Origin of the sequence: Paenibacillus sp. FSL P4-0184, from assembly GCF_038004625.1 — a bacterium.
Taxonomy (GTDB): domain Bacteria; phylum Bacillota; class Bacilli; order Paenibacillales; family Paenibacillaceae; genus Paenibacillus_AQ.
On record NZ_JBBORN010000002.1, the window covers coordinates 189304 to 210513 of the forward strand.

Annotated in this window: 25 protein-coding genes; 17 read left to right on the forward strand and 8 right to left on the reverse strand. The window is 45.2% G+C overall.

Going from position 1 to position 21210, the window contains the following annotated elements:
• Positions 1 to 33: 33 nt before the first annotated feature.
• Positions 34 to 429 carry a NusG domain II-containing protein gene (locus MKY52_RS22515; protein WP_341055596.1) on the forward strand — a complete coding sequence of 132 codons (396 nt, stop codon included), beginning with the start codon at positions 34 to 36 and terminating at the stop codon, positions 427 to 429.
• Here the strand turns inward: MKY52_RS22515 and MKY52_RS22520 are convergent.
• From MKY52_RS22520 to MKY52_RS22530, 3 genes are all read right to left on the reverse strand, one after another.
• Complete coding sequence (locus MKY52_RS22520) at positions 422 to 1297, reverse strand: TIGR03943 family putative permease subunit (RefSeq protein WP_341053654.1); 876 nt, start codon at positions 1295 to 1297, stop codon at positions 422 to 424. The genes MKY52_RS22515 and MKY52_RS22520 overlap by 8 nt on opposite strands.
• A gap of 48 nt (positions 1298 to 1345) precedes the next feature.
• Positions 1346 to 2263: a permease gene (locus MKY52_RS22525; RefSeq protein ID WP_445671044.1), complete on the reverse strand. Its 918-nt coding sequence runs from the start codon at positions 2261 to 2263 to the stop codon at positions 1346 to 1348.
• 68 nt (positions 2264 to 2331) lie between these two features.
• Positions 2332 to 3360: a CobW family GTP-binding protein gene (locus MKY52_RS22530; protein ID WP_341053655.1), complete on the reverse strand. Its 1029-nt coding sequence runs from the start codon at positions 3358 to 3360 to the stop codon at positions 2332 to 2334.
• A 199-nt stretch (positions 3361 to 3559) separates the two neighbouring features.
• On the opposite strand from MKY52_RS22530, the gene rpmG reads away from it, so the two are divergent.
• The 5 genes from rpmG (at position 3560) to MKY52_RS22555 (ending at position 6960) form a co-directional block, all read left to right on the forward strand.
• The gene (rpmG, locus tag MKY52_RS22535) at positions 3560 to 3709 is read left to right on the forward strand and encodes a 50S ribosomal protein L33 (RefSeq protein ID WP_076283195.1); all 150 of its coding nucleotides are present in this window, start codon (positions 3560 to 3562) and stop codon (positions 3707 to 3709) included.
• 50 nt (positions 3710 to 3759) lie between these two features.
• Positions 3760 to 4971 carry a GTP-binding protein gene (locus MKY52_RS22540; protein ID WP_341053656.1) on the forward strand — a complete coding sequence of 404 codons (1212 nt, stop codon included), beginning with the start codon at positions 3760 to 3762 and terminating at the stop codon, positions 4969 to 4971.
• Between the two features lie 132 nt (positions 4972 to 5103).
• A complete protein-coding gene (locus MKY52_RS22545; protein WP_341053657.1) occupies positions 5104 to 5529 on the forward strand; it encodes a DUF6157 family protein in 426 nt (141 codons plus the stop codon).
• A 15-nt stretch (positions 5530 to 5544) separates the two neighbouring features.
• A complete protein-coding gene (locus tag MKY52_RS22550; RefSeq protein ID WP_341053658.1) occupies positions 5545 to 6294 on the forward strand; it encodes a GNAT family N-acetyltransferase in 750 nt (249 codons plus the stop codon).
• Between the two features lie 21 nt (positions 6295 to 6315).
• Positions 6316 to 6960: a class I SAM-dependent methyltransferase gene (locus MKY52_RS22555; protein ID WP_341053659.1), complete on the forward strand. Its 645-nt coding sequence runs from the start codon at positions 6316 to 6318 to the stop codon at positions 6958 to 6960.
• Here the strand turns inward: MKY52_RS22555 and MKY52_RS22560 are convergent.
• Both MKY52_RS22560 and MKY52_RS22565 read right to left on the reverse strand, forming a co-directional pair.
• Entirely contained in the window at positions 6934 to 7737 is an 804-nt protein-coding gene (locus tag MKY52_RS22560; protein WP_341053660.1) for an MBL fold metallo-hydrolase, read from the reverse strand. The two genes, MKY52_RS22555 and MKY52_RS22560, sit on opposite strands and share 27 nt — an antisense overlap.
• Before the next feature lie 147 nt (positions 7738 to 7884).
• Positions 7885 to 8469, reverse strand: a complete 585-nt coding sequence (locus MKY52_RS22565; protein ID WP_042186785.1) for a helix-turn-helix domain-containing protein — start codon at positions 8467 to 8469, stop codon at positions 7885 to 7887.
• 164 nt (positions 8470 to 8633) lie between these two features.
• Here MKY52_RS22565 and MKY52_RS22570 point away from each other — a divergent pair, with 164 nt between their 5' ends.
• From MKY52_RS22570 to MKY52_RS22610, 9 genes are all read left to right on the forward strand, one after another.
• Positions 8634 to 8921, forward strand: coding sequence for a Dabb family protein (locus tag MKY52_RS22570; protein ID WP_042126253.1), 288 nt, complete (start codon positions 8634 to 8636; stop codon positions 8919 to 8921).
• Between the two features lie 210 nt (positions 8922 to 9131).
• Entirely contained in the window at positions 9132 to 9572 is a 441-nt protein-coding gene (locus MKY52_RS22575) for a DUF86 domain-containing protein (protein ID WP_042186787.1), read from the forward strand.
• 59 nt (positions 9573 to 9631) lie between these two features.
• Positions 9632 to 10297, forward strand: a complete 666-nt coding sequence (locus MKY52_RS22580; RefSeq protein WP_341053662.1) for a helix-turn-helix transcriptional regulator — start codon at positions 9632 to 9634, stop codon at positions 10295 to 10297.
• Positions 10298 to 10397: 100 nt separating this feature from the next.
• Entirely contained in the window at positions 10398 to 10850 is a 453-nt protein-coding gene (locus MKY52_RS22585) for a YtxH domain-containing protein (protein WP_341053663.1), read from the forward strand.
• Between the two features lie 254 nt (positions 10851 to 11104).
• Complete coding sequence (racE, locus tag MKY52_RS22590) at positions 11105 to 11911, forward strand: glutamate racemase (RefSeq protein ID WP_076283405.1); 807 nt, start codon at positions 11105 to 11107, stop codon at positions 11909 to 11911.
• A 207-nt stretch (positions 11912 to 12118) separates the two neighbouring features.
• Positions 12119 to 13327, forward strand: a complete 1209-nt coding sequence (locus MKY52_RS22595; protein ID WP_076298551.1) for a M14 family metallopeptidase — start codon at positions 12119 to 12121, stop codon at positions 13325 to 13327.
• A 110-nt stretch (positions 13328 to 13437) separates the two neighbouring features.
• Positions 13438 to 13689, forward strand: a complete 252-nt coding sequence (locus MKY52_RS22600; RefSeq protein ID WP_341053665.1) for a hypothetical protein — start codon at positions 13438 to 13440, stop codon at positions 13687 to 13689.
• A gap of 125 nt (positions 13690 to 13814) precedes the next feature.
• Positions 13815 to 14117: a HesB/IscA family protein gene (locus tag MKY52_RS22605; protein ID WP_042126263.1), complete on the forward strand. Its 303-nt coding sequence runs from the start codon at positions 13815 to 13817 to the stop codon at positions 14115 to 14117.
• Positions 14118 to 14158: 41 nt separating this feature from the next.
• The gene (locus MKY52_RS22610) at positions 14159 to 14398 is read left to right on the forward strand and encodes a DUF1450 domain-containing protein (protein WP_042126265.1); all 240 of its coding nucleotides are present in this window, start codon (positions 14159 to 14161) and stop codon (positions 14396 to 14398) included.
• 86 nt (positions 14399 to 14484) lie between these two features.
• On the opposite strand, the gene MKY52_RS22615 is transcribed toward MKY52_RS22610, so the two are convergent.
• Together MKY52_RS22615 and MKY52_RS22620 are read right to left on the reverse strand one after the other, a co-directional pair.
• Complete coding sequence (locus MKY52_RS22615; RefSeq protein WP_341055601.1) at positions 14485 to 16455, reverse strand: LTA synthase family protein; 1971 nt, start codon at positions 16453 to 16455, stop codon at positions 14485 to 14487.
• A gap of 203 nt (positions 16456 to 16658) precedes the next feature.
• Positions 16659 to 17798, reverse strand: coding sequence for a THUMP domain-containing class I SAM-dependent RNA methyltransferase (locus tag MKY52_RS22620; RefSeq protein WP_076283187.1), 1140 nt, complete (start codon positions 17796 to 17798; stop codon positions 16659 to 16661).
• Positions 17799 to 17996: 198 nt separating this feature from the next.
• On the opposite strand from MKY52_RS22620, the gene MKY52_RS22625 reads away from it, so the two are divergent.
• A complete protein-coding gene (locus MKY52_RS22625; protein ID WP_076283186.1) occupies positions 17997 to 18626 on the forward strand; it encodes an O-methyltransferase in 630 nt (209 codons plus the stop codon).
• A gap of 7 nt (positions 18627 to 18633) precedes the next feature.
• Here the strand turns inward: MKY52_RS22625 and MKY52_RS22630 are convergent, their stop codons facing one another.
• A complete protein-coding gene (locus MKY52_RS22630; RefSeq protein ID WP_042126273.1) occupies positions 18634 to 19854 on the reverse strand; it encodes an MFS transporter in 1221 nt (406 codons plus the stop codon).
• 278 nt (positions 19855 to 20132) lie between these two features.
• On the opposite strand from MKY52_RS22630, the gene hemE reads away from it, so the two are divergent.
• Positions 20133 to 21194: a uroporphyrinogen decarboxylase gene (gene hemE, locus MKY52_RS22635; RefSeq protein WP_042186799.1), complete on the forward strand. Its 1062-nt coding sequence runs from the start codon at positions 20133 to 20135 to the stop codon at positions 21192 to 21194.
• Positions 21195 to 21210: the final 16 nt, after the last annotated feature.

Below are 21210 nucleotides of genomic sequence, written 5' to 3' on the forward strand. Positions count from 1 at the left end.
ATTGTCAATGAAAGGATCCATACCTTGTTAAAGATGAAGCGTGGCGATTTTGTAATCATTTTTTTAGCTCTATTCGCAGCGGGTTTGATTTACGGAATCAAGTGGTGGGACACCCATAATGAACAGTATCAACAAGGCGATTTGAAAGCTATAATTACGGTCGATGGTAAGGAATACAAGACCGTATCTTTGACTAAAGAAGAGCAAATTATAGATATTCAATCGAAGTTTGGTCACAATACCTTAAAGGTATTTGATTACGGGATCCAAATGACGTATTCTGACGCTCCTTTGCGAATCGCTTTAGAAATGGGGTTTATCTCTAGGCCAAAGCAGCAAATCATCTGTATACCCGCCCGTATTATGGTTGAAGTATTTAACCCTAACCGGTCTGTGAATGATGAGAATGAGCTGGACGCAATTATTTAGTAGATTTGGCCGTATTCGTCAAAGTTTTCCATGCGGTGATGGAGTCAGCACTCGTGTAAATGTAGGGTGTTGTTGGTTGCGCGATAGGTGTAATTGCTTCTGCGCGTATTTGCATCATTTCTTGGCCTTTGTATTGCACAATTTGAAGCTTGCCCCGAACCTCTATCCAGGTATCGGTGGGCAAGCTTTTTAATTTGCCGGAATCAACCAACATCCCAAACGGAGTAGCATCGGCGGTACAGCACTGAACCAGAAATCTGCCAATGGCAAAAGCATTCTCTGGCGTTTCACTGTCATCGCGATATAGAAAACCGGAAACGGAAATTTCTTTGCCTTCAAATTGTTGTTTATACATGTCAATAGCGCCTAGTGTTTCAGAAAAAATATCAGAATACACAGGGATAGTAGGCTGCGCATATAGAATCTTAGCTAGCTCAGTGAGCTCCTCATGATAAGGATCAATCGATTCGAATCTAACAGCGTTGGTAGTCTCTGATGGTAAAGAGGAGAACGAAATCCCCTTTTTACTAGCGGCCATACTTCCCAAGGCACGATCAGGAAGTGCAAATCCAAGCAGCAATGGAAACAGGAATAACCCATAAAGCGCTGTACTTTTAAATATGGAATGAGGGAGGCGATGCTCGCAGTCACATAGCACATTTCCCTTACCAAATAAGGCTTGAATGGCCAAGCTGAGCGCCATTAGTGTCAGAGGAATCGGACATAACTGAACCCAGCGTGCTAGCTTAGGCGCTACATAATAATGCAAAGCGTCCTGCTGCACTAAATGCCCAATATAGAGAGCAAAGGCAAGCAGAATGACCGCCCTTAACAAATAGTGAAATCGGATGCTTCGAGAGTCATTCATGCGCTTCCTCCTAACAATGGGGTAAGCATCTGCTTGCCACCTCTATGATTACAGCCATAAAGACATGAGTACGGCTCCGATAAATACGCTCGAAAAGATAAGAAAGAACAAATAAAGAGCGAATTTGGTCTTAAACAGCGAGAGTAACATCAATGAATTTTTGAAATCTAACATCGGCCCAAATACCATAAAAGCGAGCAGTGCTCCTGCTGGAAAAGAATGTACAAAGGTGGAAGCTACAAAGGCATCTGAGGTGGAACAGAGCGAAAGCACAAATGCCAGTCCCATCATGAAAAAATAAGACCCGAGCGGCCTATCTCCGATCGCAGCCAAACTGTCCTGAACCATAAACGTCTGAATGCCAGCGGTCAATAGGCAGCCAATGATTAAGTATTTTCCCATCTCGAAAAACTCATCCGAGGTATGCACGAAGACGGCGGCTAACTTTCCTCCACGAGAATTATTATGATGAGTGTTATCGGTTTCCCGCTGAACGCTAAGGCGTATCGGTGACTTTTTCACCGTTGCATAGATAATCAAGCCTATAATACAGGCGACTACAAAAGCTAGACCCATCCGGGCATAGGCCAGTTCTGAGTGGTTGCGAAATGCCGTCAGTGTTGCTCCGTAGACGACTGGATTTAGGATGGGTCCGGATAAAATAAACACGATCGCCACGTAGACAGGCATCCCCTTATGGATTAGTCGACGGACGAGAGGGATCATTCCACATTCGCATACTGGAAAAATAATTCCGAGCAGGCAAGCGAATAAAATGGCCGGAAGCGCCTGCCGTGGAATCCAACGGGAGATCATTTCATCTGGGATAAAGACACGAAGCAGCGAGGATAATAAAGCTCCTGCTAACACAAACGGCAAGGCTTCTAGCAAAATCCCGATAAAGCCGGTTTTGAACGTGTCAATATACGCGTTATCTAGTAGCTCCAGTTGATTTGGCACCCATATAAAACCAATGATAATCAGGAATGAGATCGGTAGAAGCAGCGGCAGTAGTTTTAAAGGGGAAAGGGTAGTCAAGGTTCGAATAAGGTGGACCACCGATCTGCCAGCAGTTCCTCATCTAAATTTATCCCGATGAATACCACATAAGGCATTCCAGGGTAACGTGATGCCTCCCAGCTTGTACGCATTCCCGCATATTGGACAAGTTGAACCGGTTCCTGTTCGGACAAAAGGATATGGCCTTTGGCACGGAGCAGGTTGTCACCCCATTCTTGAAAGAAAGCCTCTAGCTGTTCTTTGGAAGGCATTTTAGTCCCTGCTTGCGGAATGGTTAACGTGATGGCGGTCACTTGGGAAAAAGAAGCGTGGGGCTCTTCTTGCCGTTCTTTTACTGCTGTAGCTCCCTGTTCTGAATTCATTTGTTTAAGAGTTGCGCCTTTAAAGGTTTGAGGTGCTCGTTGTGGCGCGGGAGCGATGATTTTACGTGGGGTGATTCCTGATAATATCGGTGAAAGGTTGATTTCGCTGTAATGGGTATAAACGATTTCAGCCTCTGTATTTTGTTTTCGGACACCTTTTTCAATTCGCCATAAGGTTTCAGGCTCTACAAGATCGCTCTTATTAACGACAATGAGATCAGCGGTGGACAGCTGTTTGCGAAGGGTACGAACCAGCTGTTTGTCAGAGGAGAGTCTACTGTTATATTCCAAGGCGTTTTCTGCATCCAATAAGGTGATCGTAAAATGCAATTCGACCCTTTCTTGTAGTGCGGCTTCTTGTAATGTTTTGGCGATTTCTTCCGGATTCGCGACGCCAGTAAGCTCGATATAAATAGCATCGGGACGTCCTCTTAGCAGTACCAGCAGGCTGTCTGCCAAATCCTCTTTACGGCTACAGCATACACATCCGTCCAGTAGCTTAGTCACGGTTGTACCCGTATGCTCCTGCAGAATATACCCATCTACATCTCTTTTTCCCAGCTCATTCATAACTACGCCAGGGTTCAGACCTCTTACCTTGCTCTCTTTCAGCAGGGACAACAGCAGAGTTGTCTTCCCGCTCCCCAGAAACCCGCTCAAAATAATTACTGGTATCTTCATGATCTCCACTCCTGCCTGATTCTCTTGGAAATACAAGAATCATATTTTTATATTTCCATCTATACGTGATTTGTCCGCAAGAAAGACCACAAAATTAAGAGAGTTGGAATTTTTACAAGATCATAGTTGACAGATTGTGAATAAAACGTGTACGATATGTTAATCGTAATTATTACGATTTAAAAAAGGAGATGGAACAATGAGAGTAATCATTACTTTGGCATGCACGGAGACAGGAGATCGTAACTATACCACTACCAAGAATAAGCGAAATCACCCAGAACGTATGGAAATGAAGAAATATTGTCCACGTCTGAAAAGAGTTACATTACATCGCGAAACACGGTAGGAGCTATAAATACCCAACATAAATGCTAATCAATGATAGGAGTGATAGGAATGAAAAAAATCCCCGTTACGGTGCTAAGTGGCTACTTAGGCTCTGGAAAAACAACACTGCTAAATCATGTCTTGCACAACCGTGAAGGCTTGAAAGTTGCTGTTATCGTTAACGATATGAGTGAAGTGAATGTGGACGCCAACCTGGTGAAGTCAGGTAATGTGCTTTCTAGAACGGAAGAGAAATTAGTGGAAATGTCTAACGGTTGTATCTGCTGTACACTCCGCGACGATTTGATTGTCGAAGTACAAAAGCTGGCTGCTGAAGGCCGTTTTGATTATATCCTCATTGAATCATCTGGCATTAGTGAGCCTGTTCCGGTGGCACAGACTTTTACTTATGCGAACCCAGAACTGGATATTGATTTGACTTCACTCGCTCAATTGGACACGATGGTGACCGTTGTGGATGCTGGCCGATTCTGGCATGACTTCTCTTCTGGTGATAGTCTGATCGATCGTAATCAAACGGCTGGCGAAGACGATTATCGCGATATTGTGGATTTGCTCATTGATCAGATCGAAACTTGTGATGTGTTATTGCTTAATAAGTGTGATCTGCTAGTAGAAAAAGAGCTTAACAAGCTTGAAGCTGTGCTTCGCAAACTTCAGCCTACAGCCAAGCTGATCCGTACGGTTAACGGAGTGGTAGATCCGAAGGAGATTCTTAATACTGGATTATTTGATTTTGAAAAAACAAGCTTGTCCTCCGGTTGGATTACGGAGCTTAACAAGGAGACACATACGCCTGAGACGGAGGAATACGGAATATCTTCTTTTGTCTATCGCCGGAGAACCCCCTTTCATCCGCAAAGGTTAAGCTTTTTCTTTAGTCATTGGCCGAAGGAAGTTGTCAGAGCGAAAGGGATTGTATGGGTTGCCGCAGAGGGTGATCTTGCAGCGAGTATCAGCCAGGCTGGACCCTCGATTCAGTTCGGACCTGCCGGCTACTGGCTAGCTACAATGCCTGAGGATCAGCAGCAGGAGGTATTGGAAAGCGAACCTGAAATGAAAGCCAAGTGGGATGAGCTGTGGGGCGATCGAATGAATGAAATCGTGTTTATCGGTGTTAGTATGGACTCAGCACAAATCGAAGCAAGATTGGATCGATGTTTGTTGACGAAAGATGAGTTGAAGCAGGATTGGACAACGTTTAATAATCCACTTCCGTGGCCTGTTGAAGAACTCCTTGCGGCAGCGGCTGAGGAATAGAAATTCAGATGAAATAGCAGATGAAAATCCGGAATCCAGCAGGTTGAGGTTCCGGATTTTTGCTGTGCAATTATAGTGACTATGAATTATCATAGAAGGAATATATTTCAATTAAAAATAGAGGTGATGCCCATGAGTTATACAAACACTTTCATACGTGTAGCAGAGGATTGTCCTGAGGAAACGGGAATCCCGCCGATGTCTTGTCGTACACTCCCGCCTGCGCATGTGATTCAATATGAGCTGCTTATTAATGAGCCTTACAAATACAATCATGAAGAGCTTCTGTTTGAGGTTCATGTACGCCATAAACAAATTCCGCTAGAAGATCGTGTGACCCGTAGGGAAGAAATATGGAAGGAGCTATTCTCTAGAAACCATCCATGCCTGCGAGCCTCTCTACTTCCGAAGCGATTCGGCTGGGGTGTCCATTACAACAATGAGGGGAAAATAGCCATTTATGGTAAGGAGTCTCCCGAATATGACTATTATACTTCGTATGCTGATGAAGCAGTGAAGCTGCTGCCAGCGATGCGTAATAAGCGGGAACATGGCTAATAAGGAGGAGATAACTTGTATAAAGCGATTGAAGAAATCATACTTAATACTTGGCCAGCGGAGCAGAGCGTTCTCCTGAATGGCTGGGTTCTGCGCACAGCAGCTGGATATACGAAAAGAGCCAATTCGGTCAATCCGTTATACGGAGAAGAAAGCTCTCTTGCGGATCTTACAAAACAAATTAATCTTGCTGAGCAGTACTATAAGGATGCTGGACTAAAGCCAGTATTTAAAATAACGCCGTATATCCAGCCTGCGAACCTGGATGAGGCGCTAGCAGAGCGTGGTTACACAGTTGTCGAGCCATCGTCTGTTAGGCTATTAGAACTGGAGGGATTAGCTACTCCTGATCTTCGATATGAGATACAAGTTCAGGAGAGCTTGACTGAAGAGTGGTTAAATGCATTTACAAAGCTCTCTGCGCTCTCAAAAGACAATCGGAGCACCTTAACTAGAATGTTATCCGCTTGTCTTTTGCAGCAGGGCTATATTCTGTTGTTTAACAATGGCGTTCCTACCGCTTGTGGTCTGGGTGTTATTCAGAACGGCTACATAGGTCTCTTCGATATTATCACTGCTTCCGATCAGCGTAGACAAGGTATGGCGGAACAACTGCTGCTTGCATTGCTACACTGGGGCAAGACGCAGGGTGCAACAACCGCTTTTTTGCAGGTTGTACAAGCTAATTCTGGAGCTTCGGCTTTGTACGACAAGCTCGGATTTAAGGAGATATATCAATATTGGTATAGAGTGGTGGGCAATTAAAGCGAAGTGAGGCGATGACGAATGTCCGATTACTGGAACCGGCGGTTCGCTCAGGAAGGAATGATCTGGGGAACTGATCCAAGCCCTACGGCTTTGGAGGCAAAGGGTCTCTTTCGTAAGCATAATGTGAAGTCTGTACTGGTTCCAGGAGCAGGTTATGGACGGAATACGAAGGTGTTCTCCAGTGAATTTGAGACCATTGGTATTGAATTAAGCGGAGCCGCACTTGCGATTGCGGCGGAGTGGGACCCCGCATGCTTTTTTATTTCCGGTTCCGTGTTAGACTGCAATCTCGAGACAAAGGTCGATGCTATCTACTGCTATGACTTGTTACATCTATTTCTTATTGAGGGTCGTCGTAGGTTGCTAACAAATTGTCTGGAACAACTCCATCCCGGAGGTCTGCTTTATTTTACTTCTTTTTCAGATGAGGATCCGAATTACGGCTGTGGAGCATGTTTGGAACCTGCGACCTATGAATATAAAGCAGGAAAATATGCTCATTTTTTTAGTGAAGCTGATTTAAAACAGCAATTTGAGTACACGGAAATTATAAAGACTGGTACCCATATGGAGACACTTAATGATCCACAGGGATCCTCTCATCAATACGTCCTAAGATCTATATTCGCAAGGAAATCACACGAACTTCCCTTGACCCGGTAACGCCATTTCTTTGAAGTTTTTGCATAAATGAGCAAGCTGAGTAGATAATTTTTCACCCTCCATAGGCACCCCATGTCCAGAGAGAACGATATGAGGATCTAGCAACGCAAGTGTGCGGACCGACTTTTCCGCGTCTTCCCAGTCCGTCGTGAAATAAGAGGGTGGACCGTGCACCACCTGATGCTGTGTAGCCACTGCGAATACGGACTCTTGTTTGACTGTAAGAAAGGTGTCACCAGCAATAAGCACCTTATCTTCTGGTCTGAATAGTGAAATATGTCCGGGACTATGTCCAGGTGTATGGATCCATTTCCAGCCCTTTGCTCCGGGGACGGTTCTGTCTTCGGGTAATGGATGTATGGCTGATCCAAGATCGATGCCATGATGTGAAAATAATGAGGACACCATACTCATCAGCCCGCCGCCTACGGCCGGATCGGCTGCAGGATAATCCGCTTTACCTGTTAGATAAGGAAGCTCTAGTGGATGAGCATACACGGGTACATTCCATTCCTCAATAAGCTTTTTCACACCCCCGATATGGTCAAAATGCCCATGAGTCAGGATAATTGCCACCGGAGGCTTCTCATACTTCTCCTTAGCATAATCTATAATTCTGTTTGTGTAAGAGCTAAGTCCCGTATCTACAATGATCCAGTCCGAATTGGGCTGGCCGATGAATGCGCAATTTACGAACATGGTTCGTAGTCCGATGACACCAGGGGCCACGTCCCAAGTATCGGTGTAGCCTTCAGATAGTATTCCGTCAAGTCTCATCTTACGCCTCCTGTTCCGTTCTTCAGTACTGAACAATGTACCTAAACAGTAGTATGACCCTTTTTCAAGAAAAAAATATGGCAAAAAACCCTTCTCCTAATTAAGGAAGAAGGGCTGGCCTTGAACTTATTAAGCGATAGGATCACATTAGAGCGTTCCGCAGTCTGCAAATAGAATATGTCGTGGAATTCGGAAGAAGGCTTCGGCTTTTTCCTGCAGAGCAGGGGTAGGCAGATGGCTGCTGTGCAACCATTTTCGAAACGTCCCGGGATGAACACCTATCCAAATACTTACATCGGTTACGGAAAAATCGTAAACCATACAGAGGCCGGTTAGAATCACATTGCTGCGGGGCGAACTGGTAATACTTCTTTTCATAAATCGTGAAGGAGTTGGTTGACATACAATTGGACTCTGACGAATCAGTGCTTCATTGAACAAAATGTGGGGCGGGTACCCGAGTAGGCGGCAGGTCTTGTCAATGTTATTGTTGGAAGGGATACGACCTTCGTATACCCAGGCGCTTACGCTGCGAGAGGATATACCAAGATCTTCTGCGAGTCGTGAAAGTTTGATATCCTTAGCCATCAATACAGCAAGTAACACACGGTTTCTAATCTGGCTGCGCTTTGGACGGCGGAATCTTTTTACACGAACGCCTTGTCCAAGATATTTGCGGTTGATCAGAGACCACGCCTGGATATTATGAGTTTCTTGTTGGTTACTAGGCATAATTCCTCCGATTTTTTAAAAATATACTACAACACTTTCATATACATCGGCAATGGTTAATGCTGCTATTTCTGACATCACTTTTTAAGTTTCTTCCAGAACGCGTACGCTTATGATATATTTTTAATATCTAATTACAATATTACAACAGGGAGCGAGATAGAATGATCAAGCATATTGTGTTTTTTAAATTGAAGGACCGGTCCGAAGAAAGCGTTGCGGCAACGGTAGCCGTACTGCGAAATATGGAAGGTAAAATCCCGCAGCTCCTTTCGATTGAAGTGGGTGCTGATATCATTCATTCTGATCGATCCTTTGATATTGCTCTAGTTACGGTGGTAGCTTCTCTGGATGATTTACAGGCTTATCAGGTTCATCCGGCGCATAAGGAAGTTATAGCTCATATTAATGAAGTTAAAGAACTTTCAATTGCTGTGGATTACGTAATTTAAGCGATCTGCTGATTAACAAGCATCATCATTTTATACTGGAAGCGGTGACAGGAATGCGTGAGCTCGAGTATCCGATGGAAGCGTTAACTTATTTGGTCGTTTTTCTTGCGGCATGTTTCATTATGTTCTTCTGGCTGAAACGCCGCGGCAAACGCGGTAAGTAGGGATAATGCAGATTTCTCTAACTATTTTTGACATGGGGGTATTGCTGTGTATTATGTCAACCGCAAACAAATCGAAACCATTCTTGCTCAAATCCCAGATATAACCACAGGTCTTAGGACTGTAACAGCTTCATGGGATGGCAATACTTTAACCGGACTAATACAAGAACGCTGCCTTCATCTGGCGATAGAGGTGGTTACGGACGTTGGTAGTTGTCTGATTGATGGTTTTATTATGCGTGATGCCGGAAGTTATGAGGATATCATTTCAATCATACATGAAGAAAAAGTGCTAGGTAAAAGTGAGATCTACGAGCGATTGATAGAGCTTGTCGCACTTCGTAAGCCGCTCGTGCAGGATTATTTTGCCTGGGAAAGAGAAGCACTACACCCGCTCACACCAATCCTTTCAGAGGTGCTAGAGAAGTTTGCTGTTGAAGTAGGGAATTATTTGGATCAGGAACTTGGGTCCGGTGTAACGCTATAATAGCATAAGATAGAATCATATAAAATAGGCGGTAGCCGTGAAAGAGAGGGGGTTCCTTTATGATGAAGATGGGGCAGGAAAATGGATCGACAAGGCACTTGATTATGACGCTCCTGAAGACGAAAGGACCACTGACCATCGGCGCGCTGGCAGAAGAATTGGGAATTACAGAGATGGGTGTCCGTCGTCATGTGCTTCAGCTGGAGCAGGAGGGACTTGCTAAGACAAAAGTGGTTCGGCAAGCGATGGGGCGGCCTTTACATATGTATTCTTTAACGGAGAAGTCCGAAGAGTATTTTCCAAAAAGCTATCACAATCTGGCTTTGGAGCTTCTGCGTGAATTGGATTATGGCAGTGGATTGGAAGCTGTTAATACATTGTTTGAGGGACGCCGTCGCCGGATGCTCACCCAGTATGCACCGATGATGGAACGCCGGAATTTGGAAGAGCGAGTAGCTGAGTTATCGTCGATCCAAAATGCTGGTGGATATATGGCAGAGTGGAACCGTGAAGAGGATGGTTCGTATGTCATAAAAGAATACAACTGCCCGATTCGCCAGGTGGCTACTCAGTATCGTAAAGCTTGTCAATGCGAGCATAGCCTATTTGAGGAATTGCTGGATGCTAAGGTTACACGAAGTGAATGTATGGCAGAAGGCGGACAATGCTGCCGATACGCAATTGCACCCAAAAATGTAACAGACAAAACTTCTGAAAAGTTGTAATAATTAGTCACAAGACAAACTCCTGCTGCTTATGATATAGCAGATATAGGCATTAGCCCGGTAGAGCGGGGAGCAATGAATTTAAAGGAGAGATGAAACGATGAAAAAGGACACAAAAGGTTTGTTATGGGGAGCTTTAGTCGGAAGTGTGGTTGGATCAGTGACAGCACTTCTGTTCGCGCCTAAGCCAGGTAAAGAGCTGCGCAAGGATATTGCGGAAGGAACAGCTGCTGGCATTGAAAAGGTACAGGGAATTGCCGTGCAGGCTGGAGACAAGAGCGTTGAGCTGTATGACAAAGCTAAGGATTCTTTAGGTCATGTAGTCCATGAGGTTCGCGAATGGAGCAAATCATGTTCTAATGCTGCAGAAGAAGATACTGCTACTGTAGCAGTAAGTGGAATTGCTACGGAAGAAACGATTCAAGAGGCAGCGGCCACTTTGGAAGAGGTAACGGAGTTAGAGTTATCGCCTGTAAATGAAGAAGTAAGCAGTGAAGAAGCTAGTCTTGAAGAAGCTCAGCCAGATGACAAGGATAATAACGAAATCGCATAATGAAACAGTGGATGGAGTGTTTGGTTTTACGGTCAAAAAGTACTTATTCTCTTTTAATAGAGCCGCTTTTTCGCATTGGGCGGAAGGTGGCTTTTTTATTTCATTCTTATAGACCTGTTAAATGATGGCAAAAGTCTTAGCTTGAACTAAGAGTCCAAAAGGAGTAATATCTGCAATTGGGGCTGAAAGTCAGGTACATTTTGTTTTCGGCTTACATAAGCTACACAAAACAAGTAGAAGGAAGCGGTGTGTTCGTGCAGCAAGCTATTGCAATATTAGACTCAGGTGTGGGAGGGCTAACAGTTGTCAAAGAAGTGATGAGGCAGCTCCCGCGGGAGAAAATCATTTATTTCGGAGATACGGCCCGAGCTCCGTACGGACCCCGTTCGACCGAGGAAGTAACACTGTTTACAGAACAAATTGTAGATTATTTGATCCAGTTTAATCCTAAAATGATTGTTATCGCTTGTAATACCGCAACAGCAGCGGCACTCGATTATATCTCAGCCAAGGTCTCTATCCCTGTCATTGGGGTGATTCATCCCGGAGCCCGTGCTGCAATTAGCGCGACCAAAAGCGGACATGTCGGCGTGATCGGTACAATAGGAACCATCGGCAGCGGGGCTTATACTAACGCACTAAAGCAGCTGTCTCCTTTTGTTGAGGTTGTAAGTCAAGCCTGCCCAGCACTTGTCCCACTCGTTGAGCAAGGCATGTTCCGCTCTGAGATAAGTTATGAAATTGTAGAGCAGGCATTGGAAGGCATTAAAGATAATAACATTGATACTTTAATTTTAGGATGCACTCATTATCCATTTCTTGTTGAGCCTATTGGAGAGACCATGGGACCGGGAGTCAAACTGATCAGTTCCGCAGATGAGACAGCTCGTGAGATCAGCACGATTTTATACGATAAAGGCAAGCTGTCCATCGGGGATGAAAGTCCAATTCATCAGTTCTTCTGCAGTGGTGATGCTGAAATGTTTCAGCGAATTGCCCGAGACTGGCTTGGAGAACAAATTAAACGTACCCCAGTAGTATGGCAAGTATCCACGTTATAAGCAGAGCAATGTTGAATTGAATAGGGACAAACTCTACGGAGTGTAAGATAAAATAGGCTGGGAAGCATAATTCCCAGCCTATTTTCTTGTGATTCATTTCTCCTTCATGCAGGGTAGTGGCTCTTGCATACAATAGAGTTAAGTGCTGTTTGCTGCTATTTTTGTATCCACCGTATCAGCAATTTAAGGCCGAGAGGATGAGACCTAATGCGACAATATATTGCAAGCAGGGGAGATACCGTAAGCCGAATTGCCGCCCTGCATGGATTAACCCCTGAGCATGTCATTCAAGGCAATCCATGGGTTGGGAGACAGTCTTATTTATATCCGGGCCAGGTTTTATTTCTGCCGTCTTCGCCACGTAAAAGGTATGCCGTGCAGGAAGGGGACGATCTTGAACGCATAACCTCATTATTCAATGTGAGTTTAGATGATTTGGAGAAGCTTAATCCAGGTGTGTCCTCAGGGCGCTTTTGTACACCGGGAAAAGTGCTCGTCATTCCGCCTCCGATTCCAGAGCGAGTGGTATTCTTACGTGGAGAGTACGGTCCGGTTGATGTTGAGAACGATATCAGCAGTCTGATTGCACAATATCCTTTTATACAAGCATATCCAATTGGCAACAGTGTGCTCGGCAAGCCAATTCATGTGCTTAAAATAGGCAATGGAACCCGCCATTTGCATGTTAATGCGGCTCTACATGCTAATGAATGGCTGACCTCGCCTTGCCTGATGTCGTTCATAGAAGAGTATGCAGCAGCTTATGCTAAAGGTTTGGCATGGAATGGTCATCGTCCAGAGGAATGGTACAATAATTGGACCCTATGGGCTGTACCCATGGCTAACCCTGACGGCGTGGAGTTAGTGCAGGAGGGCGTTTTACCAGGCCACCCTTATTATGAGGACCTTATGAAATGGAACGGGGGACGGCGGAGTTTTCGCCATTGGAAGGCCAATATACGCGGTGTGGATCTCGGGGATCAGTTCCCTGCTCATTGGGAAGAGGAACGGGAACGCCGTGGTGTAATCCTGCCCTCTCCGCGTGATTACAGTGGTCCTGAGGCGCTAAGTGAACCTGAGGCAGCCGCTCTAGCGGTACTTGCTGAGAACGCGCCCGGAGAAGCTGCAGTGTCTTTGCATAGCCAAGGAGGAGAAATCTACTGGAATTACCGGGGATATGAGCCTCCCGAAAGCCGCGAATTAGCAACACGGTTGGCCGCTGCGAGCAGCTATCGTGCAGTCGAATTAACTGGCAGCGATGCCGGGTATAAGGATTGGTTCATCCAGACCTTTCGTAAACCAGGATTTACAGTAGAGCTGGGGATCGGTAAAAATCCGTTGCCACTGGCAGATTTTGAGGATATGGCGCTAGAAACGGGTCTAATTTTGGGAACGATACTATCCAATGTGAAATAATTATGAAACAATTACAGTAAACTTGCGTAACATAAACCATAGGGTATGGCCGCTGTCGTCACTACACGTTATCCGCGGCTGTATCCTTTTTACTTGGGAGGAGGGTCACTATGAAACTGAAAAAACTGCTGTCACTGAAACAATGGTCTACTATCTTCAGTAGTTCCTGGCGATATGTGATCTCCCCTAAAGTCTCAAAAGGGGACAAGCTTTTATTCACAATCCCAGTGATGCTCTATTGGGTGTTGCCGGATTTTATGCCTTTTTTACCGATCGATGATATTGGTGTGACGATGCTTCTTATGGGCTGGTTCGTGTCACGGATGGGACGGAAATACCCGGCACTTCAGGCCGGAAAATGAGGCAGTGAAGTGAGATCTACCTCGGATTGTGTATCTAATTTGTTAATATAGTTGCTTTTAGATATCATTTACCTTTAAAATAGGTAATTGAGTATTTAATTTAAGTACTAGGAGATGGATGATAGATGAAGGTCAAAATTACCCGCAATGCGGCTAAAGTGATAAAGAAACAAATGGAACTTGAAGGAAACAGCGAGTTGAAGCTTCGTGTAGCGATTACGCATGCTCACGGTGATCATGCTCACTACGGACTGGATTTGGACACGCCTAATGAGAATGATGTTGTAGTCTCGACAGATAAAGAAATCGATGTTATTCTTGATCCGAATCAACCGCTCCTTGATGGTGTGGTCGTTGATTATTTATATCTTCCTGAAGAAGGTTTTGTCATTACTAATCCGTCTAAAGGTAATCACGGCGATCACTAAACGTTTCGCCTTAAATTTGGGACATAAAGAAGGGTTGCTCCATGGCTAACGATATACAAGTGTGCGATGAATGTAATTTTATGAAATTGAAGAGTATCATACCCAAACTGCAAAAGATGGCGCCTGATGCAGAGATCAAGGTCGGCTGTAAGTCGTACTGTGGTCCATGTGGCAAACGGGCCTTTGTATATGTTAATGGTCGTTATGTAAGTGCTCCAACAGAGGAAGAAGTGTTGAAGAAGGTAGAAGCTTTTATCAAGCAACCGGCCGTTCAGAAATAATGCAGAGGTCTTATCCATCAACTTAAAAAGCCCTAAACCCGTGTTGATGACGGAGTTTAGGGCTTTTTGTTTTATAAATGAAATTTTTATGGTGCAGATTCTTCCTTTCGGAGCATCTTAATGCCATCGTATTTCATGACATCGTCTGAGATTTGCAGTCGTTGCTTACTTGTCTCGAACCCGGTGCTGCACCCCGCAACGTCAATGGCTTCGCGGCTGTCGAGGCTATAACAGGTGCCGCTGTTGAATTGTCCATTTTCACTTGGAAGATAGGAGCGCTTCGCATCGGCAAAGGCACCGGTTCGCAGTGTCACAAGTCGCTCTTTGCCGCTGAACAGATTATTACCCATGAGATAATAAGGATCTTGTGAGATCCCAAGCAGATGGAGTAAGGAAGGTGTGAGATCCAATTGACCAGCCGGATTAGAATCAATCACCGAGGTGTTATTACCCGGCAGATGAATGAGTAATGGAACTTGATGCATGATTTGATGCATGTCGAGCTTATTTAAGCTTTTACCAAGAAATTGTTCGTAATAAGAGGTTTCTTGGATCGAGTTATCATGATCACCATAAAAGGCAAGGATCGTGTTATCCCACAACCCACGCTGCTTCATATCACTCACCAATTCACCTAGAGCTTCATCTGTATAATGAACAGCCTGCAAATAATCTCCGAAGATGGTACCTTTAAACTCCCCGGTATCAAGCCCTTGCTTAGCCGCAGGGAGAGAATATGGGTGATGACTAGATAGTGTAGTCAAAAAAGAGTAAAAGGACTTCTGGATCGATTCTGCAGAATCCATAATATTTAGGGACTGCCGCAGGAATGATTTATCTCCCAATGACCAGCCTAGGGGCTCGTCGATCTTAAAGTCTTTTTTGCTATAAAAATGGTCGTACCCCATCGCCTTATACATAATCTGCCGATTCCAGAAGCTTCCTTCATACGCATGGAAGGCATTGGTGCTATAGCCCTTGGACTTCAAAATGGCAGGTAACGTGTCAAATTGATGATCCGGGTAACGGACAAATACTGAGCCGGAGACCAGCGGATACAGTGAACCATTCGAGGCGAAATCCGCATCGGAGGTTCGCCCTTGTGAGGTCTGATGATAGTAATTACTGAAGTAGGTATTCTCTTTGATTAGAGCGTTCAAATTAGGTGTGACCTCTTGTCCGTTGATCGAACGTCCCACTACAAAATTCATAAAAGCTTCGGCCTGAATAACAACGATGTTGCTTCCACTGTATTTTCCGAAGCTGTCGTTAAGAGCATTTTGCTCAGCATTGTGTTCATTGAACCAGAGCTTCATGGAGTTGGCTTCCTTTTGTGAAAGCTCAGGCTGCGGACCTAAATGATCTTTGGCATACAAGTAAATATCATAACCGTGAAATCCAATGAGTCCAGTAACGTTATACATCGCCAAGCTCCACCAGTTACCAGTGAATAAACCCTTGGCCCACGTAGTGGCGTAAGAGTGGATAGGGCCAAAGGTCAGAATGCAGCCTAATACCAATGCAACGACCCCGTTAACGCTCCGTCTTAGTCCTCTCATTAAGCGTGAAGAGGAACGGAAATGACTTGTGCGAGCATAATAGGAAGGCTGTCCATTATTATAGGCAGGCGTGTTCCGACGGAATAACACTACGCAAATGGTGTAAACCAGAAATATCAGCCAATCCGCGAACAAGTAGAGATCAGAGGGACGGAGTAGTGCAAAGATACTTCCGCCAAGTGCATCCATCTGTCCGGCTTGAAAAAGAACGGGAACGGTGATGAAATCCTGAAAGTAGCGATAGTAGACAATATCAGAATAAATAAGTAATGTCAGAAGCACGTTTATGATTATCAGGGCTATGGTTTGTCCACGTCGGGGGAGCCATAACACCCAAAATGATAACAGCATAACTGAACCCAGAGCAATGAGCTTGTCGAGACGGTTCATATCAATATTAGGGGCATGCAGGCCGCTGTGAAGAAACATTAGCTTAGCGAGCATAAGGACAATGAAAAGGATGTAACCAATATAACGGGAGCGGACAATAGTGATCATTCTATTCGTTATGGATAAGCTGCTCCTACTAAATGGATCTCGTGACACGTTAAAGCCTCCTAGCGCAGAAGTTGAGTATGTAAGAAGAAACGGACACCGTCCTCAATCGAGGTAGATGTCCGTTCTTATATTTCTCGCATAAACGCTTACCGTCCTTTTAAGGACGTCGAAGCCGTTCATGCTTGGCGTAATTGTCTTCCGAATTATTTCGGATTTCTAGGTGGAAGTGGACCCAAGTATTGATAATATTGACACTCAATACGTCCGTTATACAACTTGCGACGCTTGTCCGCTTTACGGCCGTAATATTGTTCGAATTCCTTATAAGGACTAATCGCGAAGAATGACCAAGTCGGTAGATACAGCATCATTTCACCAAACTGGCGAGTCAGCTTCTCCACCTCTTTATCATTACTGATCCGCTCACCATATGGCGGGTTGGTAATGATACAGCCGTATTCGCCTTGGGGTCTTGCTTTGGCGGCAGCCATCACGGTGAAGGTTATTTCTCCGGACAGGCCGGCGCTTTTAGCAGCGGCTTCAGCAATTTCTATAGCAGCAGGATCGATATCCGTGCCGGTTAGCTGCAATGGATAATCATCTCGTACGGCATCGAAAGCTTCTTCGCGAGCTTCCTCCCACAGATACTTAGGGATGACTGGCCAATGTTCTGAAGGGAAGGAACGCCGTAGTCCGGGTGCGATATTCCAAGCGATCATCGCGGCTTCGATCAACAATGTTCCCGAACCACAACATGGATCATATAGCGGACGGTGGCCATTCCAGCGGCTAAGCTGGATTAAAGCGGCTGCCATCGTTTCCTTCAGTGGCGCTTCTGTAGCCTGTCTGCGGTATCCGCGTTTGTGAAGAGCAGGTCCGGTGGTGTCTAGCGTAATAAGTGCGATATCGTTTAACAGAATCACTTCGATCACATATCGAGGTCCGTTCTCTGGGAACCAGTCCGTATGATAGGAGAGCTTCAGCTTCTCGACGATAGCTTTTTTGACAATCCCTTGGGAAGCGGGTACACTCGTTAGTTGTGATTTATGGGATCGTCCTTCAACCGGAAATTCTCCATTCTCGGGAATCCAGTCTTCCCAAGGCAACGCTTTAACACCCTCAAATAACTCATCGAAGGTTTTTGCGGGGAATTGACCCATTTTTACTAATACGCGGTCGGATGTACGCAGCCATAAATTACAGCGACAGATGTCGATATAATCACCACTGAACAATACACGACCGTTCTCGACCGTGGTCTCATAACCCAGTTCGTTTAATTCGCGCGCTACTACAGCTTCTAATCCCATAGGGGCAGTAGCGATTAATTGTAATTTGCTCAAATACTCTCAACTCCGTTTAACTTGTAGATAAATACAAAAAGCCAGTACAATAAGAAAAGCCAATACCATAAGAAAAGCATCCATACAAGTATAGGGGAATGCGGGACACTTCACAATGCCCGGCATTCCATAAATCATAAAATCTTCCCCGTCATCCCTTCATTCGAGAAAACGGGGGATCATCAAAGGAGAATCTTTATGCTTACCCAAGAAGAATACAGTGAACAACTTTATACCGAGGACGAAATCCTGCTTCAGGTAAAAGAAGCTATCGTCCAAGCGGGTATGCCGGAGGTGTCTGTCGAGCCGGGGTACGGAAGACTGCTCACTATGCTTGTTAGACTGTCTCGCTCCACGCGTATTTTGGAGATTGGAGCACTTGGCGGCTACAGCGGGATTTGCTTATCTCGCGGCTTCACTGAAGGTGGCACGCTGACTTCGCTAGAGCTGAGGGCCGATTATGCCGAGCTTGCTCGCCGTAATTTAGAACTGGCCGGATTCGGTGATTCTACGGAATATAGAATTGGTCCTGCAATGGACAGCCTGAAGGCACTTGAAGCAGAGGGCGCTAAGTTCGATTTCTTCTTTATCGACGCAGACAAGATTAACTATACCAATTACTTGGAATATGCCATCAAGATGGCTAATCCAGGAGCGATTATTGCTGGTGATAATATCTTTCTCCGCGGACGGACGCTAAATACAGATCGAAATGGACCTGCCATTCTGGCTGTACGGCATTTCAATGAAATGATCGCCACCGATGACCGTCTGATCAGCACTTGTCTGCCAGCCTATGATGGACTAGCGTTGGCAATGGTGAAATAGCAGAAGATTAGCGAAATAGCCGTGGCGGAGTAGCTTTGTATAGCTTAACCCGGACCCATACGGTGTTTAACAGCAACAAGCTTCCGGAGATGATAAACAGTCCCTCAATACCAATATAACCAGATAGAAAGCCGCCTATGATAGCTCCCAGCATATTGCCCAGTGACAATGTGCTGCCGTTGAAGCCGAATGCGCGGCTTTCTTTCCCGTCAGGGGTATATGACCGGATAAGCGCATTAACGCTGGGCAATAGGCCGCCCATAAAAATTCCCATGAGAAAACGGACAATAATTAGCTGCCACACGCTAGTAACGAATGCTTGCGGAATCAGGAATAGCGAAGCCCCGATTAACGCGTAGGTCAGAATGCGGTGTGCGCCGACTTTATCACTCAGCTTGCCGAGCAAGGGGGAAGCCAGCATGTTGGAGATCCCTGTAACTGCGCTGACCATTCCGGCTAAAAAGGCTATATTCTCAGCAGGCCCATTTAACTTTTCAACATACAGTGGCAGCAAGGCCATGGGGCTGATCATTGCAAATTGCAGCAAAAAGGTTACACCAAACAGTGCCGGGAGCTGAGGGATCTTGATCAATTCCTTCAAGCCCTCCATTACTGACACCTGTGGCTCTTGTGCGGCTTCTGCACGATCGAATTTCTCTTTAACGAGAAACAGTGCCAGCAGAGAGGCGATGAAGAGCAAGGCGCCAACGACATAAAAGATCGGACGAAATCCGATTAAATCAGCAAGAAAACCACCAATAAGTGGTCCAAGAATGGTACCTGCAACAGAACCAGACTGCATCAGCCCCATCGAAAATCCCATACGTGCTTTCGGAGTAGTACCCGAAACGAGTGCGATGGAAGCGGGATTGAAGCCGGAGATTGTACCGTTTAGCAGTCGCAGTAAGAGCAGCTGCATAGGGGATTGTGCGAAGCCCATCAACACCATAACGATAGCCATGCCAAAGCTGGAGCGCAGGAGCATGATTTTACGTCCATATTTGTCAGCAAGTTTTCCCCATAGTGGCTGGAAAATGAAAGAAGTTAAAAAGTTTGCGGCAAAAATAAGGCCCGCCCAAATTCCAATTTCATGCTCACCCTGAACTCCAAGATCCTTAGCAAGATACAAGGTCAGGAACGGTGTAATCATTGTCATTCCGGCATTTACCAAGAATTGTCCGAACCAAAGCACTAAGAGGTTGACCTTCCATGTCTCCCATTTCTTCAAAGTGCTTTCACTTCCTTTCAAAGAATTTCAGAAAATACATGATTCACAGAAAAATAGACATTTTATCAGTATATCATTTTTTTAGCTTCAAAAGTGCAATACATGTCATAGTAATGTCATAGGATTGTCATTCCACGATCTTCGTTTTGCTTGTTACAACCTTTTAAAAAGGGCATAATAGTAAGTATGCCGATCAAGCATAAACGCCATCGGCGTCCTTATTAGGACGGTAAGCGTTTATTTTAAAAAATCTTATAAAATATAATGGAGATCTTATCATGACCTACAACGACACTTTTATCCGCGCCTGCAGAAAGCAGGATACGGAGCACGTTCCCGTATGGTACATGCGGCAGGCCGGCCGTTATGATCCCGAGTACCGTAAAATCAAGGAAAAGTACTCATTGCTTGAAATCTGCAAACAGCCTGAGTTGGCGGCTGAAGTAACCTTGATGCCTGTGCGCAAGCTAGGTGTGGACGCGGCCATTTTGTATTCAGACATTATGAATCCGGTCGCTTCTATCGGTGTGAAATTTGATATCGTCAAAGATATTGGCCCTGTGATCGAGAATCCGATTCGCTCTGCAGCAGATGTCGAGAGACTGAAGCCCATTGATGTTGAAGGCGATCTCGGACATATTTTGGAGACGATTGCAATTCTGGATAAGGAGCTGGACGTGCCCTTGATTACTTTCGCAGGCGCACCGTTTACAATTGCCAGCTATCTGATCGAAGGCAGACCTTCCAAAGGATATATTCGGACTAAAGAGCTAATGTACAGTGAACCCCGTGTCTGGGAAATGCTAATGGACAAGCTCGGCGATATGATTATCGCTTACCTCCGCAGTCACGTGCGTAGTGGTGGAAAAGCGTTTCAATTGTTCGACAGCTGGGTCGGTGCCCTTGCGCCTCGCGATTTTGAAAAGTATGTGTTACCGACGGTTTCTCGTATTTTTTCCGAATTATCCGATCTTGATGTACCGAAAATATACTTTCCTGGCGTAAGCTCTGGCGAATTGCTACCGAGTCTTACGAAGCTTCAAGCGGATGTAATCGGGGTGGACTGGCGTGTGAGCTTGTCCGAAGGTCGACGCAGAACAGGTGGAAAATTTGCGATTCAAGGGAACCTGGATCCGTATTTACTTACAGCGCCGATGGACGTCTTGAAGGAGCACGCAAAAGCGTTAATTGATGAAGGGGTACAAGAGCCGGGATATATCTTCAATCTGGGTCATGGTTTATTCCCGGAGGCTTCTTTAGAGAAGCTTAGAGAATTAACGGAATATATTCACGAATATTCACAGGAAGTATTGAAAGAATCAGCCAAACTACGTTCTTAAAAATAGCCTATTAAAT

Excerpts from the sequence above, each read along its gene's own strand:
- MKY52_RS22515 (WP_341055596.1), top strand. The coding sequence starts at position 34 with ATGAAGCGTGGCGATTTTGTAATCATTTTTTTAGCTCTATTCGCAGCG.
- MKY52_RS22520 (WP_341053654.1), bottom strand. The coding sequence starts at position 1,297 with ATGAATGACTCTCGAAGCATCCGATTTCACTATTTGTTAAGGGCGGTC.
- MKY52_RS22530 (WP_341053655.1), bottom strand. The coding sequence starts at position 3,360 with ATGAAGATACCAGTAATTATTTTGAGCGGGTTTCTGGGGAGCGGGAAG.
- rpmG (WP_076283195.1), top strand. The coding sequence starts at position 3,560 with ATGAGAGTAATCATTACTTTGGCATGCACGGAGACAGGAGATCGTAAC.
- MKY52_RS22540 (WP_341053656.1), top strand. The coding sequence starts at position 3,760 with ATGAAAAAAATCCCCGTTACGGTGCTAAGTGGCTACTTAGGCTCTGGA.
- MKY52_RS22545 (WP_341053657.1), top strand. The coding sequence starts at position 5,104 with ATGAGTTATACAAACACTTTCATACGTGTAGCAGAGGATTGTCCTGAG.
- MKY52_RS22555 (WP_341053659.1), top strand. The coding sequence starts at position 6,316 with ATGTCCGATTACTGGAACCGGCGGTTCGCTCAGGAAGGAATGATCTGG.
- MKY52_RS22560 (WP_341053660.1), bottom strand. The coding sequence starts at position 7,737 with ATGAGACTTGACGGAATACTATCTGAAGGCTACACCGATACTTGGGAC.
- MKY52_RS22565 (WP_042186785.1), bottom strand. The coding sequence starts at position 8,469 with ATGCCTAGTAACCAACAAGAAACTCATAATATCCAGGCGTGGTCTCTG.
- MKY52_RS22570 (WP_042126253.1), top strand. The coding sequence starts at position 8,634 with ATGATCAAGCATATTGTGTTTTTTAAATTGAAGGACCGGTCCGAAGAA.
- MKY52_RS22580 (WP_341053662.1), top strand. The coding sequence starts at position 9,632 with ATGATGAAGATGGGGCAGGAAAATGGATCGACAAGGCACTTGATTATG.
- MKY52_RS22585 (WP_341053663.1), top strand. The coding sequence starts at position 10,398 with ATGAAAAAGGACACAAAAGGTTTGTTATGGGGAGCTTTAGTCGGAAGT.
- MKY52_RS22595 (WP_076298551.1), top strand. The coding sequence starts at position 12,119 with ATGCGACAATATATTGCAAGCAGGGGAGATACCGTAAGCCGAATTGCC.
- MKY52_RS22600 (WP_341053665.1), top strand. The coding sequence starts at position 13,438 with ATGAAACTGAAAAAACTGCTGTCACTGAAACAATGGTCTACTATCTTC.
- MKY52_RS22605 (WP_042126263.1), top strand. The coding sequence starts at position 13,815 with ATGAAGGTCAAAATTACCCGCAATGCGGCTAAAGTGATAAAGAAACAA.
- MKY52_RS22610 (WP_042126265.1), top strand. The coding sequence starts at position 14,159 with ATGGCTAACGATATACAAGTGTGCGATGAATGTAATTTTATGAAATTG.
- MKY52_RS22615 (WP_341055601.1), bottom strand. The coding sequence starts at position 16,455 with ATGATCACTATTGTCCGCTCCCGTTATATTGGTTACATCCTTTTCATT.
- MKY52_RS22625 (WP_076283186.1), top strand. The coding sequence starts at position 17,997 with ATGCTTACCCAAGAAGAATACAGTGAACAACTTTATACCGAGGACGAA.
- hemE (WP_042186799.1), top strand. The coding sequence starts at position 20,133 with ATGACCTACAACGACACTTTTATCCGCGCCTGCAGAAAGCAGGATACG.